This window comes from Streptomyces sp. NPDC002463 (assembly GCF_042889835.1).
GTDB classification, from domain to species: Bacteria; Actinomycetota; Actinomycetes; order Streptomycetales; family Streptomycetaceae; genus Streptomyces; species Streptomyces nymphaeiformis.
Genome location: NZ_JBIARL010000003.1, coordinates 58,193 through 76,613, shown reverse-complemented (window position 1 = coordinate 76,613; position 18,421 = coordinate 58,193). Strand labels below are relative to the sequence as shown.

Annotated in this window: 11 protein-coding genes and 1 pseudogene; 5 read left to right on the top strand and 7 right to left on the bottom strand. The window is 71.7% G+C overall.

Annotated features, from left to right (window positions below; genetic code table 11):
- Positions 1-30 precede the first annotated feature (30 nt).
- On the top strand, positions 31-2,172 hold the full coding sequence (locus tag ACFYX3_RS08350; protein ID WP_389009655.1) for an NPCBM/NEW2 domain-containing protein: 2,142 nt from the start codon (positions 31-33) through the stop codon (positions 2,170-2,172).
- Between the two features lie 235 nt (positions 2,173-2,407).
- The gene (gene pstS / locus ACFYX3_RS08345) at positions 2,408-3,472 is read left to right on the top strand and encodes a phosphate ABC transporter substrate-binding protein PstS (protein WP_389010527.1); all 1,065 of its coding nucleotides are present in this window, start codon (positions 2,408-2,410) and stop codon (positions 3,470-3,472) included.
- 154 nt (positions 3,473-3,626) lie between these two features.
- Here pstS and ACFYX3_RS08340 read toward each other — a convergent pair whose 3' ends face one another.
- The 6 genes from ACFYX3_RS08340 to ACFYX3_RS08315 all read right to left on the bottom strand — a co-directional run bounded on the left by ACFYX3_RS08340 (position 3,627) and on the right by ACFYX3_RS08315 (position 13,539).
- Positions 3,627-5,378, bottom strand: a complete 1,752-nt coding sequence (locus tag ACFYX3_RS08340) for a glycoside hydrolase domain-containing protein (RefSeq protein ID WP_389009652.1) — start codon at positions 5,376-5,378, stop codon at positions 3,627-3,629.
- A gap of 188 nt (positions 5,379-5,566) precedes the next feature.
- Positions 5,567-6,301: a D-Ala-D-Ala carboxypeptidase family metallohydrolase gene (locus ACFYX3_RS08335; RefSeq protein WP_389009649.1), complete on the bottom strand. Its 735-nt coding sequence runs from the start codon at positions 6,299-6,301 to the stop codon at positions 5,567-5,569.
- 228 nt (positions 6,302-6,529) lie between these two features.
- Complete coding sequence (locus ACFYX3_RS08330; protein WP_389009646.1) at positions 6,530-7,414, bottom strand: alpha/beta fold hydrolase; 885 nt, start codon at positions 7,412-7,414, stop codon at positions 6,530-6,532.
- Between the two features lie 269 nt (positions 7,415-7,683).
- Positions 7,684-8,616, bottom strand: coding sequence for a methyltransferase domain-containing protein (locus tag ACFYX3_RS08325; RefSeq protein ID WP_389009643.1), 933 nt, complete (start codon positions 8,614-8,616; stop codon positions 7,684-7,686).
- A 259-nt stretch (positions 8,617-8,875) separates the two neighbouring features.
- Complete coding sequence (locus ACFYX3_RS08320) at positions 8,876-11,671, bottom strand: S8 family serine peptidase (protein WP_389009640.1); 2,796 nt, start codon at positions 11,669-11,671, stop codon at positions 8,876-8,878.
- Between the two features lie 215 nt (positions 11,672-11,886).
- Positions 11,887-13,539 carry a phospholipase A2 gene (locus ACFYX3_RS08315; RefSeq protein WP_389009637.1) on the bottom strand — a complete coding sequence of 551 codons (1,653 nt, stop codon included), beginning with the start codon at positions 13,537-13,539 and terminating at the stop codon, positions 11,887-11,889.
- Positions 13,540-13,734: 195 nt separating this feature from the next.
- Here ACFYX3_RS08315 and ACFYX3_RS08310 point away from each other — a divergent pair, with 195 nt between their 5' ends.
- On the top strand, positions 13,735-14,406 hold the full coding sequence (locus ACFYX3_RS08310) for a hypothetical protein (protein WP_389009634.1): 672 nt from the start codon (positions 13,735-13,737) through the stop codon (positions 14,404-14,406).
- 339 nt (positions 14,407-14,745) lie between these two features.
- Here ACFYX3_RS08310 and ACFYX3_RS08305 read toward each other — a convergent pair.
- Positions 14,746-14,923, bottom strand: a pseudogene (locus tag ACFYX3_RS08305) (nitroreductase family protein); the annotation flags it as partial.
- A gap of 641 nt (positions 14,924-15,564) precedes the next feature.
- Between ACFYX3_RS08305 and ACFYX3_RS08300 the strand changes: the two are divergent.
- Together ACFYX3_RS08300 and ACFYX3_RS08295 are read left to right on the top strand one after the other, a co-directional pair.
- Positions 15,565-17,265 carry a hydrogenase maturation protein gene (locus tag ACFYX3_RS08300; RefSeq protein WP_389009631.1) on the top strand — a complete coding sequence of 567 codons (1,701 nt, stop codon included), beginning with the start codon at positions 15,565-15,567 and terminating at the stop codon, positions 17,263-17,265.
- 56 nt (positions 17,266-17,321) lie between these two features.
- On the top strand, positions 17,322-18,404 hold the full coding sequence (locus ACFYX3_RS08295; RefSeq protein ID WP_388858106.1) for a hydrogenase expression protein HypE: 1,083 nt from the start codon (positions 17,322-17,324) through the stop codon (positions 18,402-18,404).
- Positions 18,405-18,421 lie beyond the last annotated feature (17 nt).

Below are 18,421 nucleotides of genomic sequence, written 5' to 3'. Positions count from 1 at the left end.
CCGGACAACCTCCAAGACAGGAGAACCCACTTGACTGCGTCCACACGCGGGATCCGACACGCCCTCACCGCGGTGACCACCTCGCTGGCCATGCTGTTCGGCGGCGGGGCGCTCGCCACGACGGCCGCGGCCGGCCTCCAACTGGCCGCCGCCCCACCGGCGGCGGCCGTCGACAACACGCTGGCCCGCACTCCCGCCATGGGCTTCAACAACTGGAACTCCACCCACTGCCGGGCCGAGTTCAACGAGTCGATGGTCAAGGGCATCGCGGACATCTTCGTCTCCCAGGGACTGAAGGACGCCGGCTACCAGTACGTCAACCTCGACGACTGCTGGGCCCTGCCCGACCGCGACGCCTCCGGCAACCTGGTGCCGGATCCGGTGCGCTTCCCGAACGGGATCAAGGCGCTGGCCGACTACGTCCACGCGAAGGGCCTGAAGTTCGGCATCTACTCCAGTGCCGGCAGCAAGACCTGCGACACCCTCGGCTTCCCCGGCGGACTCGGCCACGAGCGGCAGGACGCCGACCTGTGGGCGTCCTGGGGCGTCGACTACCTCAAGTACGACAACTGCAACAACCAGGGCGTCGACGCACGGCAGCGCTACCGGGCGATGGGCGACGCCCTGAAGGCCACCGGCCGGCCCATCCTCTACAGCATCTGCGAGTGGGGCCAGAACCAGCCGTGGAACTGGGCGCAGGACGTCGGCAACTCCTGGCGCACCACCGGGGACATCACCGACACCTGGTCCAGCATGATCGGCATCGCGCACGCCAACCAGCCGCTCGCCCCGTACGCCGGGCCGGGCGCCTGGAACGACCCGGACATGCTGGAGGTCGGCAACGGCGGCATGACCGACACCGAGTACCGCACCCACTTCAGCCTCTGGGCCCAGATGTCCGCGCCGCTGCTCATCGGCAGCGACCTGCGGACCGCGAGTGCGGCGACGCTGGCGATCCTGAAGAACACCGACGTGATCGCGGTCGACCAGGACCCGCTGGGCGTGCAGGGCACCGTGCTGTCCAGCAGCGGCGGCCTCGTCGTCATGAGCAAGCCGCTGGCCGACGGCAGCCGCGCGATCACCCTGACCAACGAGACCGGCCAGGCCCAGACCGTCGCCACCACCGCGGCGGCCGCGGGGATCGGCGGAGCGCCCTCGTACACGCTCAAGGACCTGTGGTCCAAGCAGACCACCACCACGACCGGCACGGTCGGTGCCTCGGTGCCCCCGCACGGCACCGTGATGTACCGGGTGACCCCGAGCGCGCCGATCGCGCTGCCCGCCGGCCTGCACCAGCTCGGCGACCTGGCCTGGACCTCGGCGACCAACGGCTGGGGCCCGGTGGAGCGCAACCGGAGCAACGGCGAGAGCGGCTCCGGCGACGGGCGTGCCCTGACCGTCGGCGGCACGGTGTACGCCAAGGGCCTGGGCACCCACGCCGCCTCCGAGGTCCGCTACCACCTGGGCGGGACGTGCCGGAACCTCACCGTCGACGTCGGCGTCGACGACGAGTCCGGCAACAACGGCTCGGTGGTCTTCCGGGTGTACCGCGACCAGAGCCTGGCCGCCGACAGCGGGGTGCTCCGGGGCAGCGATCCCGCCAGGCGCCTCAGCGTCGACCTCACGGGCGCGAACGACCTGCGGCTGGTGGTCACCGACGCCGGCGACGGCAAGGACTACGACCATGCCGACTGGGCGGGTGCGCGCCTCGCCTGCGGCGACGGCCCGTCGGCCGGCAGGCACGACCTCGGCGACCTGCCCTGGGCAGGTGCCGTCAACGGCTGGGGCCCGGTGGAGCGCGACCGCAGCAACGGGGAGCAGGCGGCCGGCGACGGCCGCACCCTGGCCATCGGCGGTACGCCGTACGCCAAGGGGCTCGGCACCCACGCCGCCTCCACCGTCACGTACTACCTGGGCGGCACGTGCACCGGCCTGAGCACCGACGTGGGCGTCGACGACGAGGCGGGCAGCCGGGGCTCGGTGGTCTTCAGGGTCTTCGCGGACGGTACGAAGGTGGCCGAGAGCTCCACCCTGACCGGCAGCGCCGGCGCCGTGCACCTGGACGCCCCGCTCACCGGTGCCTACGAGCTCACCCTCCAGGTCACCGACGCCGGCGACGGCAAGGACTACGACCACGCGGACTGGGCCGCACCCATCCTCACCTGCGCCTGATCGAGGCGGCCCGACCGCGGGCACGGGGGTGCCTCCCCTGCCCGCGGTCGGGGAACGATGCCCCGCTCACCTGCACGTCGACCGGATGACTGCCCCTGTTCACCATGCAGTCATCTCTCCTCCCGAACATCGGTGATCATCTGCGCGACATCCGCGTTATGGCCGAAGGAGGATCACGGTGGGTTTCCGGCGTTCGGGACGGTCCGGCCGATGGAGAGGAGCCACCGCGGTGGCGATGGGCGGCGCGCTGCTCGCCGGCTGCGCGGGCAGCTCCGACGGCGCGGACGAGCCGTCGTCGACGGAGGCCGCGCCGAGCATCGACTGCGCCGAGTCCGGGCAGATACGTGGGTCGGGTTCGTCGGCCCAGCAGAACGCGATGGAGCGCTGGATCCGGCAGTACCAGCTCGCCTGCAAGGGTGTCCAGGTCGCCTACGCCCCGCTCGGATCGGGGGCGGGCGTCGCCCAGTTCCAGCGCGGCGCCACCGCGTTCGGGGGCACGGACCAGGCGCTGAGCGCGGAGGACGTGGAGTTCACCAAGGACGTGTGCCCCGGGGGACAGGCCGTCGACCTGCCCATGGCCGGGGGGCCCGTCGCCATCGGCTACAACGTGCCGGGGGTCACCGATCTCGTTCTGGACGCACCGACCCTCGCCCGGATCTTCGACGCGCGGATCACCCGCTGGAACGACCCGTCGATCCAGCGTCTCAACCCCGATGCGACGCTGCCGGACATCCCCGTGGTCCCGCTGCACCGCGCGGACGACTCCGGTACCACCCAGAACCTCAACGCCTACCTCAAGGGTGCGGCCCGGAGGTCCTGGCCGTACCCGGCGGACAAGAAGTGGCAGGCCCAGGGCGGTCAGTCGGCCAGCGGCTCGGACGCCGTCTCCCAGGCGGTGACGCAGACCGACGGCGCGATCGGCTACTTCGAGCTGTCCTTCGCCGTGCAACGAAGGATCGGGACGGTCCGCATCGCCACGGGCGCCGCCGAGCCGGTCGCGCCGACTCCCCGGAGCGCATCGCTGGGCATCGCCGAGGCCGAGATCGCCGGTGAAGGCAAGGACCTCAGGCTGAAGCTCGACTACCGGACCAAGGCCGAGGGCGCGTACCCGATCGTCCTCGTGACCTACGAGATCGTCTGCGACACGGGCAATCGGCCGGAGACGCTGCCCGCGCTCAGGTCCTTCCTCACGTACACCGCGAGCGAGGAAGGCCAGTCCCAGCTGGACGCGTACCACTACGCACGGCTGCCCGCGTCCGTCGCGACGGAGGTCCGCAAGGTCGTGAGCACGCTTTCCTGACCTCGCCCGGCCGGTTGGACGGAGCCCGAGGACGGTGAGGTCACCAGGACCGGACGCCCATGACGACCTTGGTCCACGGGCGCCGGTCGAGCTCGAAGCGGAGCAGGGAGAAGGCCTGAACCGTGCAGGCCTCCTCCCTCTCACGGCGCCTTCCTCACCTTCCCGACTGGAGGGCGCCCCAGGTGCCGGAGCCGACGATGCCGTCGACCGTCAGGGCGCGTGAGGACTGGTAGTCGCGCACGGCCTGGTCGGTGCCCGGACCGAAGGCGCCGTCGACGGCCACCGTCCGGCCGAGCGCGGCGGTCAGGGCGCGCTGCAGTCGGGTGACGGCTTCTCCCGTCGAGCCGTTCTGGACGGTGGGGGTGGATCCGCGGGACAGCAGGGCGGTCCAGGACTTCGGCCCGATCGCTCCGTCCGCGGTGAGCCCCGTACCGGTCTGGAAGTTCTTGGTCGCGGTGGTCGTGGAGGTGCCGAACACCCCGTCCGGGGCGCCCGGGTCGTATCCGGCGGCCTTGAGCAGGCACTGGGCCGCCTTGACCTGGTCGCCGGTCGATCCGCTCTGGACCGTGGGGTACGTGGTGAAGTCGAGGTTCGTCCCCGTGCAGGTGGGCGCGGGCGGTGTGCCGGTGCCCACGTCCAGGTAGTCGCGGTCGATGTTGATCGAGTAGCCGCCGTAGGACTCGGTGACCTCGCCCGCGTACTGGTGGATGCGCTGGTGGCCGGCCCAGTAGGTGGACGGGACGTAGGAACCGGTGTTGGTGTCGGCGGCGCCGTTCCACCAGCCGTAGAAGATGTGGTCGACCCGCGTGTAGGCGCTGTTGCCGTACTCGCTCGCGGCGTCCTTGATGCCGGAGGACGCGCTGGAGTAGAAGCCCGACAGATAGCCGCCGCTGTGCAGCCGCTCGGTCCAGCCGGACAGGTACGACAGCACGGCCGCCTTGCAGGAGGCCGTGGAGGCGTATCCCTCGATGTCGCTGTAGACGGCGCTGCCCGCGGGGATGCCGAGGTTCGCCGCGGCGGTGAGGGCGGCGGCCGCCGCGGTCACGCCCTGGGACTTGGCCGTGGCGGGGTCGGTGGACATCTTCAGGGAGAAGCTCGTGCACGGGGCCTGGCGGCCGACGTCGATGGGGATCAGCCGCCATCCGTTGCCGGTCTGACTGGTCACCCAGCTCGCGGTCAGATTCGGCTGCGCGCAGCCGCGGAAGGAGCCGCTGATGTAGACGCCGACCGCGCTGTACGGCGAGCCGGCCTGCCAGGCGTTCATGGCGGCCTGGGAGGGCGCGGCGCAGGTGTCGAAGCCCTTGCCCAGGTAGCTGCCGGGTTGCGGGCCGGCCGCGGTCAGGGAAGTGGCGCCGGGCCGCCGGGCTGCGCGGGGCAGCTCGGTGCGCCGGGCATCCGGGGTGAGCTCGGCCGAGGCCAGAACGCCCCTCACCAGGTTCTCGGTCGCCGGGGTGTGGGCGGCGGTGACGAGTACACCGGCGTCCTCGACCGCGATCTGGATGGTGTCGTTGCTGGACACGGCGGTCGGGGCGGTGGCCTTGCCGCGTGGGGTCCTTGCGGTCGCCGCCGTCGCCTGTCCGGCGGAGCGGGCGCTGAGGGGCTCCACGACGATGCCTGCCGTACGGCCCACGAGGTGTGCGGGGCAGTCGCTCTGCTCGGCGGGCTCGCCCAGGTAGACGGCGGGTCTGTCGAATCGGAGACAGGCCTGCGGATTCTCGGCCAGATCGACGACCTGCCAGTCGGCGGGGACCTCGATGCGGTAGCCGTGGTAGCTGACGGCCTGTCGGCCGGCCCCGGGCGGGGAGGCGGCCGAGGCGGATCCGGGCGCGGCGAACGCTCCGGCAGCGGCGAGCACCGCCAGCGTGGCCGTTCCGGCACGGACGCGCCAGGGGATGCGGGAGGACATCAGGGCACTCCTACTCGATGCGGGGAGGGGGAGAGAGCGGTGGGGCAGGTCTGCTCGGGGCGGGGACGAGCGGTGCCCGTCCGGAGGACCGGAACCGTGCCGGCCGCGCGCCTCGCGGGCGGTGCGGGCTCTCCCCCGGGCCGGAGCCGGTCCGGGGGAGAGCCCGCTGTCCGTGTCGTACGTATGGGTCAGACGCCGCAGTTGGGCGCGGACCAGGATCGGCTGGTGCGTCCGTCCACGTGGGTGTGGTCGTTGTGGTCGGGGTAGCCGGGGCCGAAGATTCCGCCGAAGCCGTGGTAGCGGGCCCGCTGGGCCAGCGTGCACAGCGACGGGCTGCCGGTCAGGTCGGCGGCGTCACCGTACAGGTGCCGACTGTTCGAGGCGCCACCCACCGCGCTGTTGCAGGCGTACGAGCGGAATCCGCTGGTCACGGTCAGCGGCACGTCACCCAGGGCGTGGCGCATGGCCTCCAGCTTCCACATCGTCTGCAGGGCGTTGGCCTTGGCCGTCGCGGCGCTGACCGCTCCACCGGACCAGTCGGAGTTGCACTTGTTCAGTTCGGCGTAGGTGAAGTGGACGGGCGTGCAGTCCGGGTCCTGCAGGGCGTAGATCTTGCTGAACGTCTGGGGACCGGCGATGCCGTCCGCGGGCAGCCCGTACGCCTGCTGGAATCGGGTCACGGCGGCCTTCGTGGCCGGGCCGAAGGAGCCGTCGACGGCGATGACCTCGCCGTACGCCGCGTGTCCGGCCACGCGGATCTGCAGCTGCGTCACGTCGGAGCCCGACATGCCCTCGGACAGGGTGCGGCCCCAGGTGTAGCACTCGTCGGCCTGGGCGGATCCGGCCGTGGACAGCATCCCACCCAGCGTTGCCACCATGACCATGACAATCGAGAGAGTGAGTTGGATCGTGCGCCGAAGCATCGCGTCTCCGTCCTGAGGTCTGGGTCCCCGCCGAGGGGCTGAGGCGAGTGTGATGCCTGTGAGCGGTGCGTGTCCACACCGTCACCATCTGCCACAGGATCAGACCTCCGGAACAACCCGTCTGCAGGCAGACGGTCGTGCTGACGCCGGTCGCGCACCGGGCCGGGTGTGCGCCGTTCCGCGGAATCGGACGCACGTCCGGCCCGGTGTGTCGCGTCGGGTCCGGTGCTACATCTGCTTCAGCTCCGCGTACACCGCCTCCGCGATGGCTGCCGTCGCGTTCTCCGCGAACAGGATCGTGTAGTGGTTGGTGTCGTCGACCCGGCGGGTGGTGATCCGGTCCGGAGAGAGGTCGCCCGCGGCCAGACGTCCCTCGTCGTAGAGCCCCTGAGGCTCGTTCATCACCCCTCGCTCCGCCCACAGCATGGTGCCGCGCACCTCCGGCCGGTGGATGGCGGCCAGCGTCTCGGCGTCGCCGATGGGGCCCGCGCCGTCGGCACGGATCGCGTCCAGGACACAGCTGCTGCGTATCTCCGGGGGCTCGCCGGCCACGTCGCGGTCCACGTACGCCTCGATGTGCGGGCCCCAGTGGGCCGTGAAGGCCGGGTGCTCACGGAAGAGCGCGCGGTACGCGTCGCCGTCCGGGAAGGTCGTCTTGAGCCGGCGCATCGCCGGGCCGATGACCGACTCGATCACCTCGTCGAGGTCCGCGCCGCCCGGAATCGGGAATCCGAGGCCACCGTCGACGAGGACCACGCGCGGGAAGCGGTCCGGGTGCCGCGCGGCGGCCACCGCGGTGGTGAAGGCTCCCAGGGAGTGGCCGAGGAGCAGCGCCTGACGCAGGCCCAGGTGATCGAGGACGGCGAGGACGTCCTCGACGTGGGCCTGGATGCCGTAGGGACCCGGCAGACCGGCGCTGTGGGCCCGGCCGCGCAGGTCCGGGGCGTACAGATCGATGTCGCCGAGCCGCTCGGCGACGGCGCCGAAGGTCAGGCTGTTGCCCGTGATGCCGTGCACGGCGATGACCGCGGGCCCTTCGCCCGGCCATCGGGTCACGGCGAGGTCGCCTCCTCGTACGGGGACGGCGAGTTCCTCCGGAGTGCGCGTGGTCATGCGGACCTCTCCCATCTGTTCGGTCTCCTGCTGCCCGGCGCGGCGGGACCGCCCGCGGCCACGGAGACGGCCGGCACGAAGCGTGTCCCGAGAACGGGCATGGGTTCAAGGCCCCGGTCTCAGGCCGGCGGCCACTGGTCGAGGCGGATGAGGATCACGCCGCCGATGACCGGCCCCCGGTGAGTGCCTCCGGCGGCGGGCACGGCGAGGCCACCGGCCAGGCCGAAGGCGACGAACTCGTACGCGAAGGGACGCCTGCCGAAGGACGGTCAGTGGACGTCGGCCGCCCGGCGCGAGTCATGGGCCCGGGGCGCGCGGTCCGGAGAGGGCTCGGCTGGACGACGTCCCCAGGCAGAGATCAGCGGCGCGAGTGTCAGGTCGAGTTCGCCCGTGTGGACGGCGGCCAGGTGCGCGTCGATCTCGGCGTCGTCGGCCAGGCCGGCGGCGAGCAGCTCGCCGCGCACGTGCCGGATGGTCGCCGCCTCCAGCCGGTCGCAGGCAGGCCCGCCGACCGGGAAGAAGCCCGCCGCGGCGACATCCACCAAACCGGCCTCACGCAATGCCCGCGGCAGTGTCCGGCCGTAGCGCAGGTCCGCGCCGCGGCCCGCCAGCAGCTCCCGGACCGCGTCGCGCAGCCGGTTGGCCCGGCGCTGCGCCGGACCGCTGTCGTCCAGGCACGCCAGTGGCTGCAGAGCGGTGTCGGCGTCCTCGACCAGCAGTCGGCCGCCGGGCCGTAGCGCTGCCGCCATCGTGGCCAACGCGCGAGCCCGGTCGGGTACGTGGACCAGCACGAGCCGGGCGTGCACCAGATCGAACGTCCCCGGCTCCGGGGGCGGATCAGCCGCGACGTCGTGCCGGCGCACCTCGTACCCGTCGCCTGCCTTCAGCCACGACGGGTCGATGTCCGTGGCCAGCACGTGCCCGGTCGGACCGACGGCCGCCGCGAGCGCCTCCGGGATACCGGGGCCACCGGCCCCCACCTCCCAGCAGTGCGAACCGGCCCCGACCCCCAGCCGGTCGAAGTGCCCGCGCGTCACACCGTCGAACAGCTCGGCCAGCCAGACGAATCGCTCGCCCGCCTCGGCGCGCGCGTTGTCCAGCAGGTACCCGCGGGCAGAGGCGGACTCTCCACCGAGCGAGGTGGTCCCCCCGGTCGGATCCGGTCGGTCACCGACGTGCGGCGGACGGGGCGAAGAGGTCATGACCACATGGTCGGCCTTCCCGGGCCACCGGCGCCACGAACACGCGGGAGGGACGGCTCACGCAGCCGGCGAACCCCGCGGTGGCGCGCCGGAAGGGGCACATGCGTTCGCCCCTCGTCGTGGCGCACCAGGCGCTGGGCAGTGCGCCGACCGGACTGCCGGCCACGCGTTCTCCGTCTCCAGGAGGACGATGTGCTTGCGGGCGAAGAACAGCCCCCGAAGGCCGGTGCCTTCGGGGGCTGCTCGCATCGGCCGCCGTCTACCGTGCCGAGTAGCCGAAGGCCACGCCGTTGGCCGGGAGGCCACCGGAGCCGGGCTTGTACGTGGTGGTGGCAGCGACCGTGCCGCCCTGCGTCACGTTGGACATCGGCAGTGCGTACAGCGCGCCCGTGGCCAGGGGCCCGGAGGGCATGCCCACGTACAGCCTGGTCGCCGTGAAGTGGATGCTCTTGCCCAGGGACTGGTTGGCGCCGGGGGGACCGGGGATGCCGTCGCCGTCGCCGGCCTCGATCCAACGGTCGTTCGGACCGGCCGAGCCGGCCAGCGAGAACGTGTGGATCGCGCCCGCGTTGGCGACGGTGCCGATGTCCTCACCGGGCGTTCCCACGGCGAGCCGCATGGACGCCACGGTGCTCACCGAACCGGGGGCGGTGTTGACGGCGGTGAGGTACTCGCCCATGCGGTCGCCGGTCTCGGAGGTGCCGGACACATCGTCCTCCGCCGTGCCCTGCTTGAGCTCTCGCAGGTAGCTCCAGGTGCCGTCGGGCTTGATGCGGATCTGCACCACACGGCCCGCGTTGGCACGGTCCTCGGTGCCGACCGTCACGCTCTCACCGGGCGAGCCGATCGCCAGGATCGACTCCGTGGCGGCTGCGGCGCCGCTGGCCCGGAACGGGGCCATGGCCACCGCGTACCCGAACTGGTCGCCCGCCTCGGAACCGCCGGAGATGGCCGCGTTGTCCTGGTCGAGTCCGGCAAGCGGCAGGGGGTGGCCGGTGGAGTCGAAGCGGTTGGCGTCGAAGATGACGACGCCGCCGGCCTTCGCCGTGGTGCCGAGAGCCTCGTTGGGGGCGCCGATGGCGATGTAGTTCTGGTCGGCGGCCACGGACCAGCCGAAGAGGTCGCCCGCCTCGGGGTCACCGGGAACACCGGCCGTCGACTGGCTCAACGCCAGGCTGGTCGTGCCGTACACGTAGAACGCGGAACCCGCCTGCGTGACGCTGCCGAGGGCTTCGCCGGGCAGGCCGATGACCAGGTACGGCCGGCCGGCGTCGTTCACCGCGGCCGCGATCCTGTGGCCCATCCGGTCGCCCGCCTCGGACGCCGACGCCGCGATCGCACCCGTGCCGGTGCCCTGTTCGAGGTGGGTGGCCTTCAGAGTGCCGGTGCCCAGGCCTCCGGCCGCGCCGTACAGGATGTCGACGAAGCCGGCGTCGGTCGCGGTGCCGACGGTCTCGCTCGGGGTTCCGGCGACGAGGTCGGTGAAGCCGTCCTTGTTCCAGTCGATGGTGGCCAGGGTCTCGCCGAAGTAGTCGTCCGCCTCGGAGCCGCCGGGCACCCAGTCCAGGTCCTGGCTGATCTCCGCGGTGCCCTTGCCGCCTCCGTACACGATGCGGATCAGACCGGCCTTCGCGTCCGTGCCGACGGTGGCCTGGGGGTCGGAGATCGCGATGTCCTCCGCGCCGTCACCGTTGAAGTCGGTCATCCCGGCCGGCTTCGGGGTGGTGCCCCCGCCGCTGACGGCGGCACCGAGGTCGATCCGCGGGGTGGTGGCGCCGGTGTAGACGATGCCCCGGCCGCTGCTCTTCAGCAGGGCCGTCAGGTCGGCGATGCTCTTGGTGGGGAAGGCCTGCTTGAGCACCGCGTACGCGCCGGCCACGTGCGGCGCGGCCATGGAGGTGCCGTTCTTGGAGGCGTAGGCGCCGCCGGGCACGGAGGAGACGATGCTCGTGCCGGGGGCGAACAGGTCGAGCAGCGGGCCCCGGTTGGTGAAGGAGGACAGCTCGTCGTCGTCGGTGGTCGAGCCGACCGTGACGGCGGAGGAGATGCAGCCGGGCATGCTCACCGCGTCGGTGTGCCCGTTGTTGCCGGCCGCGATCACGGTGGCCACGCCGGCCGTCAGCAGACTGTCCACGATCGGCTTGCGCAGATCGGTGTCGCAGGCGGTGGTGTAACGGCCGTTGCCGAGGCTGAGGTTGGCCGCGACGATCGGCGTACCGGCCTGCTTGAGCTTCAGCACGTGCTCAAGGCCCTTGAGCTGTGCGCTCTGGTAGCTGCCCACGCAGGGGGCGATGCCACCGCAGAACTCCTCGGTGGTGAACTCGCTGAAGACCTGGATGGCGACGATGTTGGCGCCGGGGGCCACACCGTGCTTGGGAGCGCCCGTGATGCCGGCGCCGTTGCCCGCGGCGATACCGGCCACGTGGGTGCCGTGGTCGCAGGCGGCCATGGTCGCGCAGGGGCCGGCCGCGGTGTCGGCGGAACCGGTGCCCTCCTGCGTGTCGGCGCCGTTCGGGCACAGGCTGACGACGCCGCTCTCGGCATCGCTCGGCGAGAAGCAGGCCTCGGCCACGACCCGGTTCTTCAGGAACGGGTGGCTGACCTCGACGCCGGTGTCCAGGACGGCGATCGCCTGGCCCGCACCGGTCTTGCCCGCGGCGACGGCGTCGTCACCGCCGATGAGCGGGATGCTCTGGTCCAGGGTCGGCGGTTCGACCCTGTCCTCGGTGACGCTGACCACGCCCGGCTTGGCGGCGAGTTGGTCGAGGCCGGCCCGGTCGACCTTGAGGGTGACCACCGGCACGGTCTCGAACGCCTGCTTCGTCTCGCCGGCGGTCGCCGCGTCGGCGACGTCCGCGAGGGTCTCCGTGACGACGTTGACGCGGACCTTGCCACCGCCCGCGGTCTGGTCGTAGAGCGGCGGGTCGACCGGGTCGGCCGCGGCTTCGGCCGCTGTCGCGGTGCTCGCAGGGGTGACGGCGTGGGCCGGTATCGCGGCGCCGAGGGTCACGGCCGTCATCGCGGTGACGACCGTCGCCCAGATCGTTCTCTTCATATTGCCTCGGTGAGCAGGGGGCGCGTCATGTGCAGGCCTGTGGGGAAGCGGACATGGCACAGCCCGGGGAGATGTGGGGTGGCGATGTGGTGAAGGGCCCTGGCGGAAAGGGCCGGGCGGCGAGGGGTGTCCGCCGCCCGGCCCGTTCACGCCCAAGGGGCGTGCTCCGTCAGGAGGTTGTGCTGTACGTCGTCAGAAGGTGCGCTGACCTGTGGTCAGGTCTTGTTGGCACCGTTCTTCGGGTTGCCCTTCCAGGCCACGGCCTTGAGGTAGACGTACGCGTAGGAGTTGCACTTCCAGCGGACCAGGATGTTGTACGCCTTGCAGCTGTGCGTCTTCATCGTGCTGTAGAAGGCGTTGTCGACGTTCGACTTCTTGCTGCGGTCCAGGTAGTACTTGTAGCCCTTGTACGTGTTGCCGATCAGGCCGTAGCCGTAGTCGTGGGTGTCGCACGCGGCCCGGAAGTTGAAGCCGCCGGGGCGGCTGATGTTCGGGCCGGGGGTGCTGCATCCGTCGTAGATGATGCCCGCCACGCGGAAGCCGGTCGGCGTGTACCGGAAGTACGGCCAGTGCCAGCCGTAGTGCGCGGCCCACGCGACGCAGCCGCGGTTGAGGTACCACATCCACTCGGTGGCGCGGTTGCAGTAGCGCGGGTAGGCCTGCGGGTCGTTGATCTCACCGGTGGTGAAGTCCCCGGCCGGAGGCGTGGTCGCGGTTCCGTCGCCGGCCGGGCCCTGCAGGGGCTCGGTGGAGGACGGCAGGTCGGTGCCGACGGGCGCGGCGTTCGGGACGGCGGACTCGGCCGGGAACGTCAGGTCCCACTCGCCGTTGGTCGGCGAGGCCATGTCGGAGACGCGACCCGTGGAGTCGTAGGCGTACGAGGAGACCGGGTCGGTGCCCTCGACCGGGTTGGTCACGTTGCGCAGCAGGCCCGAGGCGTCGTAGGAGTAGCGCGCCAGCGTCTGCGTGGTGGCACCCGACGTGAGGGTGATCTCCTTGGCGCGGCCCGTGTACTCGCCGAGCGCCGTGCCGGTGGCCGTCGTGGCGGTCGAGTACTTGACCGTCAGCGACTGCGCCGGAGCGTCGGCGGTGGCGGGCTCGCTGACCGTGGCGACCCGACCCTTGGTGTCGTAGGAGACCGTGTCGGTGGCGCCGTCGGCCAGGTTGCCCAGGCTGGTCACACGCCACTTGTCGGTGCCCGGAGCGACCTGCTTCCAGTTGTAGGTGGCCGTGAGGTTGGCGACCCCGATGGCCGCGCCGGCGTCCTCGTCGCCGGTCACGTCGGTGTCCGGGGTGCCGGTGGCCGGGGCGAGGGTCTCGACCGCGGTGGTCACCAGCGTGCCGGTCGCCTCGTTGTACGTGGTGGTCTCGGTGATCTTGTCGCCGGTGGCCGTCTCGTACTTCTTGACGCCGCCGCCGCTCGGGTAGTCGACGCTGCTCTTCAGGGCGTACGAGACGGAGACCTTCGCGTCGAGGTCGGTGACCACGACGGAGTCGGTCTTCTGCTCCAGCTTGCGGTTGAGCTGGCCTCCCAGGAACCCGGCTTCCCAGCCGGGGCCGAAGACGCCCTGGTCCGGACGGGTCGCGGGTGCCGACTCCGGCCTGGCGACTCCGTCCGCGCCTTCGGTCACCGTGTGGGTACGGCCCATGAGGCCCTCGGCCACATCGGTCTCGGACAGCTCGAAGGACTTCTCCGCGGTGGAGTACAGGCCGGGACCGACCTGCTGGATCTCCCCGTCGGCCAGCGGCGGATCGACAGTGGCGGCCGCGGCCTGCGGCTGCTGGATGACGGCGGCTCCGGCGGTCTGCTGCGGGAGCAGAAGCGCCACGGAAAGCGCGGCCATGACAGGCAGGGCTGTCTTGCGCACGAGTTCCCCCCTCGTGTCGTAGGTGTGTTGCTTGATCGCTGCGGACCGTAGACCGGCGTGATCACGACCACAAGTGGCCTATACCGAGAGGTAGTTGATTGCGCATCCTTGCAGCAGTGAAGATCCCCGGCCGCCGCCCGAGGTTGAGTACGCGTACTCATGTGGCGCGTGCGGCCCGGCCCCAAGACTGGGTACATGAAGCGAACCCGAGCCCGGATCAGGGCGGTTGACCCCGTAATGCGCCGCCGTCGGCGCACTCTGGCGGTGACGGCTCTCGCCGCTCTGACCCTGGCCGCCTGTGGCTCCGAGCAGCCGGGTCGCCCCGGAGGGCGGGCCGAGTCCGTCGATGCGGTCTCGGCCACGAAGGACGCGGCCTTCATCAAGATGCTGGACGAGGTGGCGCGGGAGTGCCCCCCGCCTGGCACGAAGAGGGAGGCGCCGCCCACTCCGGAGGGCGAGCCGCCGACCGCTCCGGTGGAGCCGCCGCCCGGTGCCACGGTGAAGCCGCCGCCGGGCGGCGCGGTCGAGCCCATCGCTCCCACGGCGGGTCCCGAGGCGGAGCTGGACGCCCGCGACTGGTGCGCCGGCGTCCAGCACGAACAGCGCGTGGCCGAGGTGCTCCTGCAGCTCAAGCAGCCTGATCCCGCCCAGGTCAGGAAGGTGCTGAACGGCCTCGGCTACATCGACGGGCGCATCCACGCACTGAAGCGGTCGGGCGTGGTCACGAAGTTCGTCATCGACCTCCGTGACAAGGGAGGGCGCCTGTGCCTGGACGGCACGGCCAACGGCGAGCTGACGGAGGTCGACGCTTGTGTCGCGCCTGCGGATGGGGCGTTCGATATTGCAAATATCCACCGTCGAGCGTGAGTTCATTGTGAAGTAGGTCACACATGGAGTCTCATTTTAGGTGACGCACCAGTAACGTCACGTTACCCATGAATGGGAGATAGTGTCCTAAATCGGTGCTGTAGCGGCGAGTTAGGGGGCACCGGGCCATTGGGGGCAGTTGTCCACGGGGCTTGCAGTCGAGATTGCGTCAGCAATCAGACATGTCTGCGGATGACTGGATTCCGCCCCGCTTGACTTGGTCGCCGCATCGGCTCCGCGATCGGAGACCGAGCACCGCGTGAAGGCCCCGCACCCGAACGGGCGGGGCCTCTTCCGGCCCTCCGGAACCGGACGCAGTCCGAAGACGCGCGGAACCTCCAGTGCTCTGGCCGTCGCGCGCCGCTTCAGTCCGGCCAAGGGCTCGCCGGTCATGACGTACACGTGCCATGGCTGGAGGTTCCCGCTCGACGGAGCTCGTGCAGCCGCGGCCAGCACTCGTTCGAGCACCTCCCTGGGAACCGGCCCGGCGACTGTCCACGGCCTCGTACACATCCACGCCTTCTCGCCCTCTCGCCCGACGACAGGCCGTCCGCACCCATCCGTATGCAGCGGTCAGGACCGGCCGTCACCGCCCGGCACCGGAGCATGGGGCGCGATCGACAGCTCGACGCCCCGGGCTGCGGCCGTCCGTGCGTCATCGCGCCGTGGCTCCGCTACCAGCCGGAGGGCCTGCGTTCAGCTGCCGAGCGCTGCTCCCGCTGTGCAGACGTGCGGGGCACGCGGGCCCGGCCTGCCTCTCGGAGGGACCTGCCCGCGGCTGCGAGCAAGTGCCTCCACTGCGCCGGCGAGCAGCCCCCGGCCACCAGCGCCGTCACAACTTCCCAGGCCGGGCGGTCGGATGAGCACCGTGCCCGGGGAGTGGTCGCACCTCGTGCTCGGCAGGGGAGGACCTCCGGCGTGTCGGACTCTCCTGCTCTGGCGTCCCGTCCGCATCGGGACCGTCCCTGCCGCCCGGCCGTACCGTCGCGGCTCGGCTCGCCGTGCCAGGGCCCGCCAATCGGTCGGACGCACACCTCGAACGGGTGAGGTGCGGGCTCCGTCACGCCGCTGCCCGGCTCGTGCTGCCCGATGATCGCAGGCGGTTGGCGGACCGCGGTTCCCGGCGCCGCACCGACCACAACCCGGAAAGGCCCGTCCATGCGCATCCTGCTCGTCGCCAGCAGCTTCAACAGCCTCACCCAGCGCGTCCTGGTCGAGCTGCGCGACCGCGGGCACACCGTTCCCGTCGAGGTCACCCCCGACGGGGCGGCCGTGCGCGAGGCCGTGGCGCGCCACTCGCCCGATCTGGTCGTGGCTCCCATGCTGAAGGCCGTCGTGCCCCGCGACGTGTGGACGGCGCACCTCTGCCTGATCGTGCACCCGGGGCCCGTGGGCGATCGGGGCCCGTCCTCGCTGGACCACGCGATCCACGACGGGGTCGAGGAGTGGGGCGTGACGGTCCTCCAGGCCGACGACGAGATGGACGCGGGCGACGTCTGGGCGTCCGCGACCTTCCCCGTTCCGGAGGTCGGCAAGAGCGATCTGTACCGCAACGAGCTGTCCGACGCCGCCGTGGCCGCCGTGCTCCTCGCCGTCGAGAGGGTCGCCGCCGGGGCGACACCGCGCTCCCAGACCGGCGAGATCCGCGTCCGTCCCGCTCTCCGCCAGGAGGAGCGCCGGATCGCGTGGGGCGAGGACACCACCGACACCGTTCTGCGCACCCTGCGGGCCGCCGATTCGCAGCCCGGTGTACCCGACCGGCTGCTCGGGGCCGAGTGGTTCCTGCACGGCGGCCACGCGGAGGACGGTCTGCGCGGGCGGCCCGGTGCCCTCCTTGCCACCCGGGCGGGTGCGGTCTGCCGCGCCACCGCGGACGGCGCGGTGTGGCTCCCCGAGCTCCGCGCCCGCACCGGCCCCGGCAGGCCGCGTGCCTGCAAGCTCCCGGCCACCCTTGCCCTCGCGGGCCGGCTGCCGGAGCTCCCCGAACTGCCGGCCCCCGCCGACCCGGTGCCGGGCCGGCGGACCTGGTCCGACATCCGGTACCGCGAGCAGGGACCGGTCGGTGTCCTGTCCTTCGCGTTCCCCGGCGGGGCGATGAGCACCGACCAGTGTCGCCGCCTGCTGGACGCGTACGAGACCGCCCGCGGGCGCCCCACCTCCGTACTGGTGCTCGGCGGGCAGCGTGACTTCTTCTCCAACGGCATCCATCTGAACGTCATCGAGGCCGCCGCCGACCCGGCCGCCGAGTCCTGGGCCAACATCAACGCCATGAACGACCTGGTCGAGGCGGTTCTCACCACGACCGACCGGCTCGTCGTGAGCGCGATCGGCGGCAACGCCGCCGCCGGCGGGGTGATGCTCGCCCTCGCCGCCGACGAGGTCTGGTGCCGTGCGGGATCGGTGCTCAATCCCCACTACCGGCGCATGGGGCTGTACGGATCGGAGTACTGGACCCGCACCCTGCCCGGGAAGGTGGGCGAGGCCCTGGCCGCGCGCCTCACCGAAGAGGCCCGGCCGGTGTCCGCGGCGGCATCGCTGGACATGGGTCTGGTCGACCGGGTCGTCGACTGCGGACCCGGGGAGTTCGCCGCCGAGATCACCCGATTGGCCCTCCGCCTGGCATCCCGTGGCGGTCTTCAGCCGCGGATCGCGGCGAAGAAGGCGGAGCACGAGCGCCGGGAGTCCCTCGCTCCCCTTGCGGCCCACCGGGAGCGGGAGCTCTCCCGGATGCGGACGATCTTCGACGATCCCGCCGCGAGCTACCACGCACGGCGCCGGGCCTTCGTCCGGAAGGAGGTCCCCCGAGCGCCGCTCCCGAACGGCCCAGGTGCGGGCGCGGCCGGATCGGCCGACTGTTAAGCAAGACCCAGGCCCGACATGAGGCCTTCGCCCCATCCCTCCTCAGGAGGCGACCCATGAGCGCAGTAGAGCCGGCCCCGGTCGAGGACCAGGGTGCCGCACCCGGCAGCGAAGAGAAGCCGATCCACATCCTCTGGATCAACGCGGGTCTGAGCTGCGACGGCGACTCGGTGGCCCTGACCGCCGCCATGCAGCCCAGCATCGAGGAGATCGCCCTCGCGGGGCTGCCAGGGCTGCCCAGGATCGCGGTCCACTGGCCACTGATCGACTTCGAGTGCGGTCCGGTGGGCGGCGCCGACACGTTCATCGAGTGGTTCTTCAAGGGTGAGCGGGGCGAGATCGACCCGTTCGTACTGGTCGTCGAGGGGTCGATCCCGAACGAGGCCATCAAGCAGGAGGGCTACTGGAGCGGCTTCGGCGACGACCCGGAGACCGGTCAGCCCATCACCACCAGCGAATGGATCGACCGGCTGGCACCCAAGGCCCTCGCCGTGGTCGCGATCGGCACCTGCGCCACGTACGGCGGCATCCACGCCATGGCGGGGAACCCGACCGGCGCGATGGGCCTCCCGGACTATCTCGGCTGGGACTGGAAGTCGCATGCCGGCATCCCCATCGTGTGCGTGCCCGGCTGCCCGATCCAGCCGGACAACTTCGCGGAGACGCTGACCTACCTGCTCTATCAGGCCGTCGGCTCCGCGCCCATGATCCCGCTGGACGACAAGCTCCGGCCGACCTGGCTGTTCGGCGCGACCGTGCACGAGGGCTGTGACCGGGCCGGCTACTACGAGCAGGGCCAGTTCGCCTCGACGTACGACTCGCCCAAGTGCCTGGTCAAGCTCGGCTGCTGGGGCCCCGTCGTCAAGTGCAACGTCCCCAAGCGCGGCTGGATCAACGGGGTCGGAGGCTGTCCGAACGTCGGCGGCATCTGCATCGCGTGCACGATGCCCGGATTCCCGGACAAGTTCATGCCGTTCATGGACGAACCTCCCGGCGGCAAGGTCTCCAGCACCGCCAGCGGCGTGTACGGCTCCGTCATCCGCCGCCTGCGGACCATCACGGCCAGGACCGTGGACAAGGAGCCCAAGTGGCGGCACACCGGCGAGCGCATCACCACCGGCTACCGGCCGCCCTGGTGACCGTGACGCCATCGCAC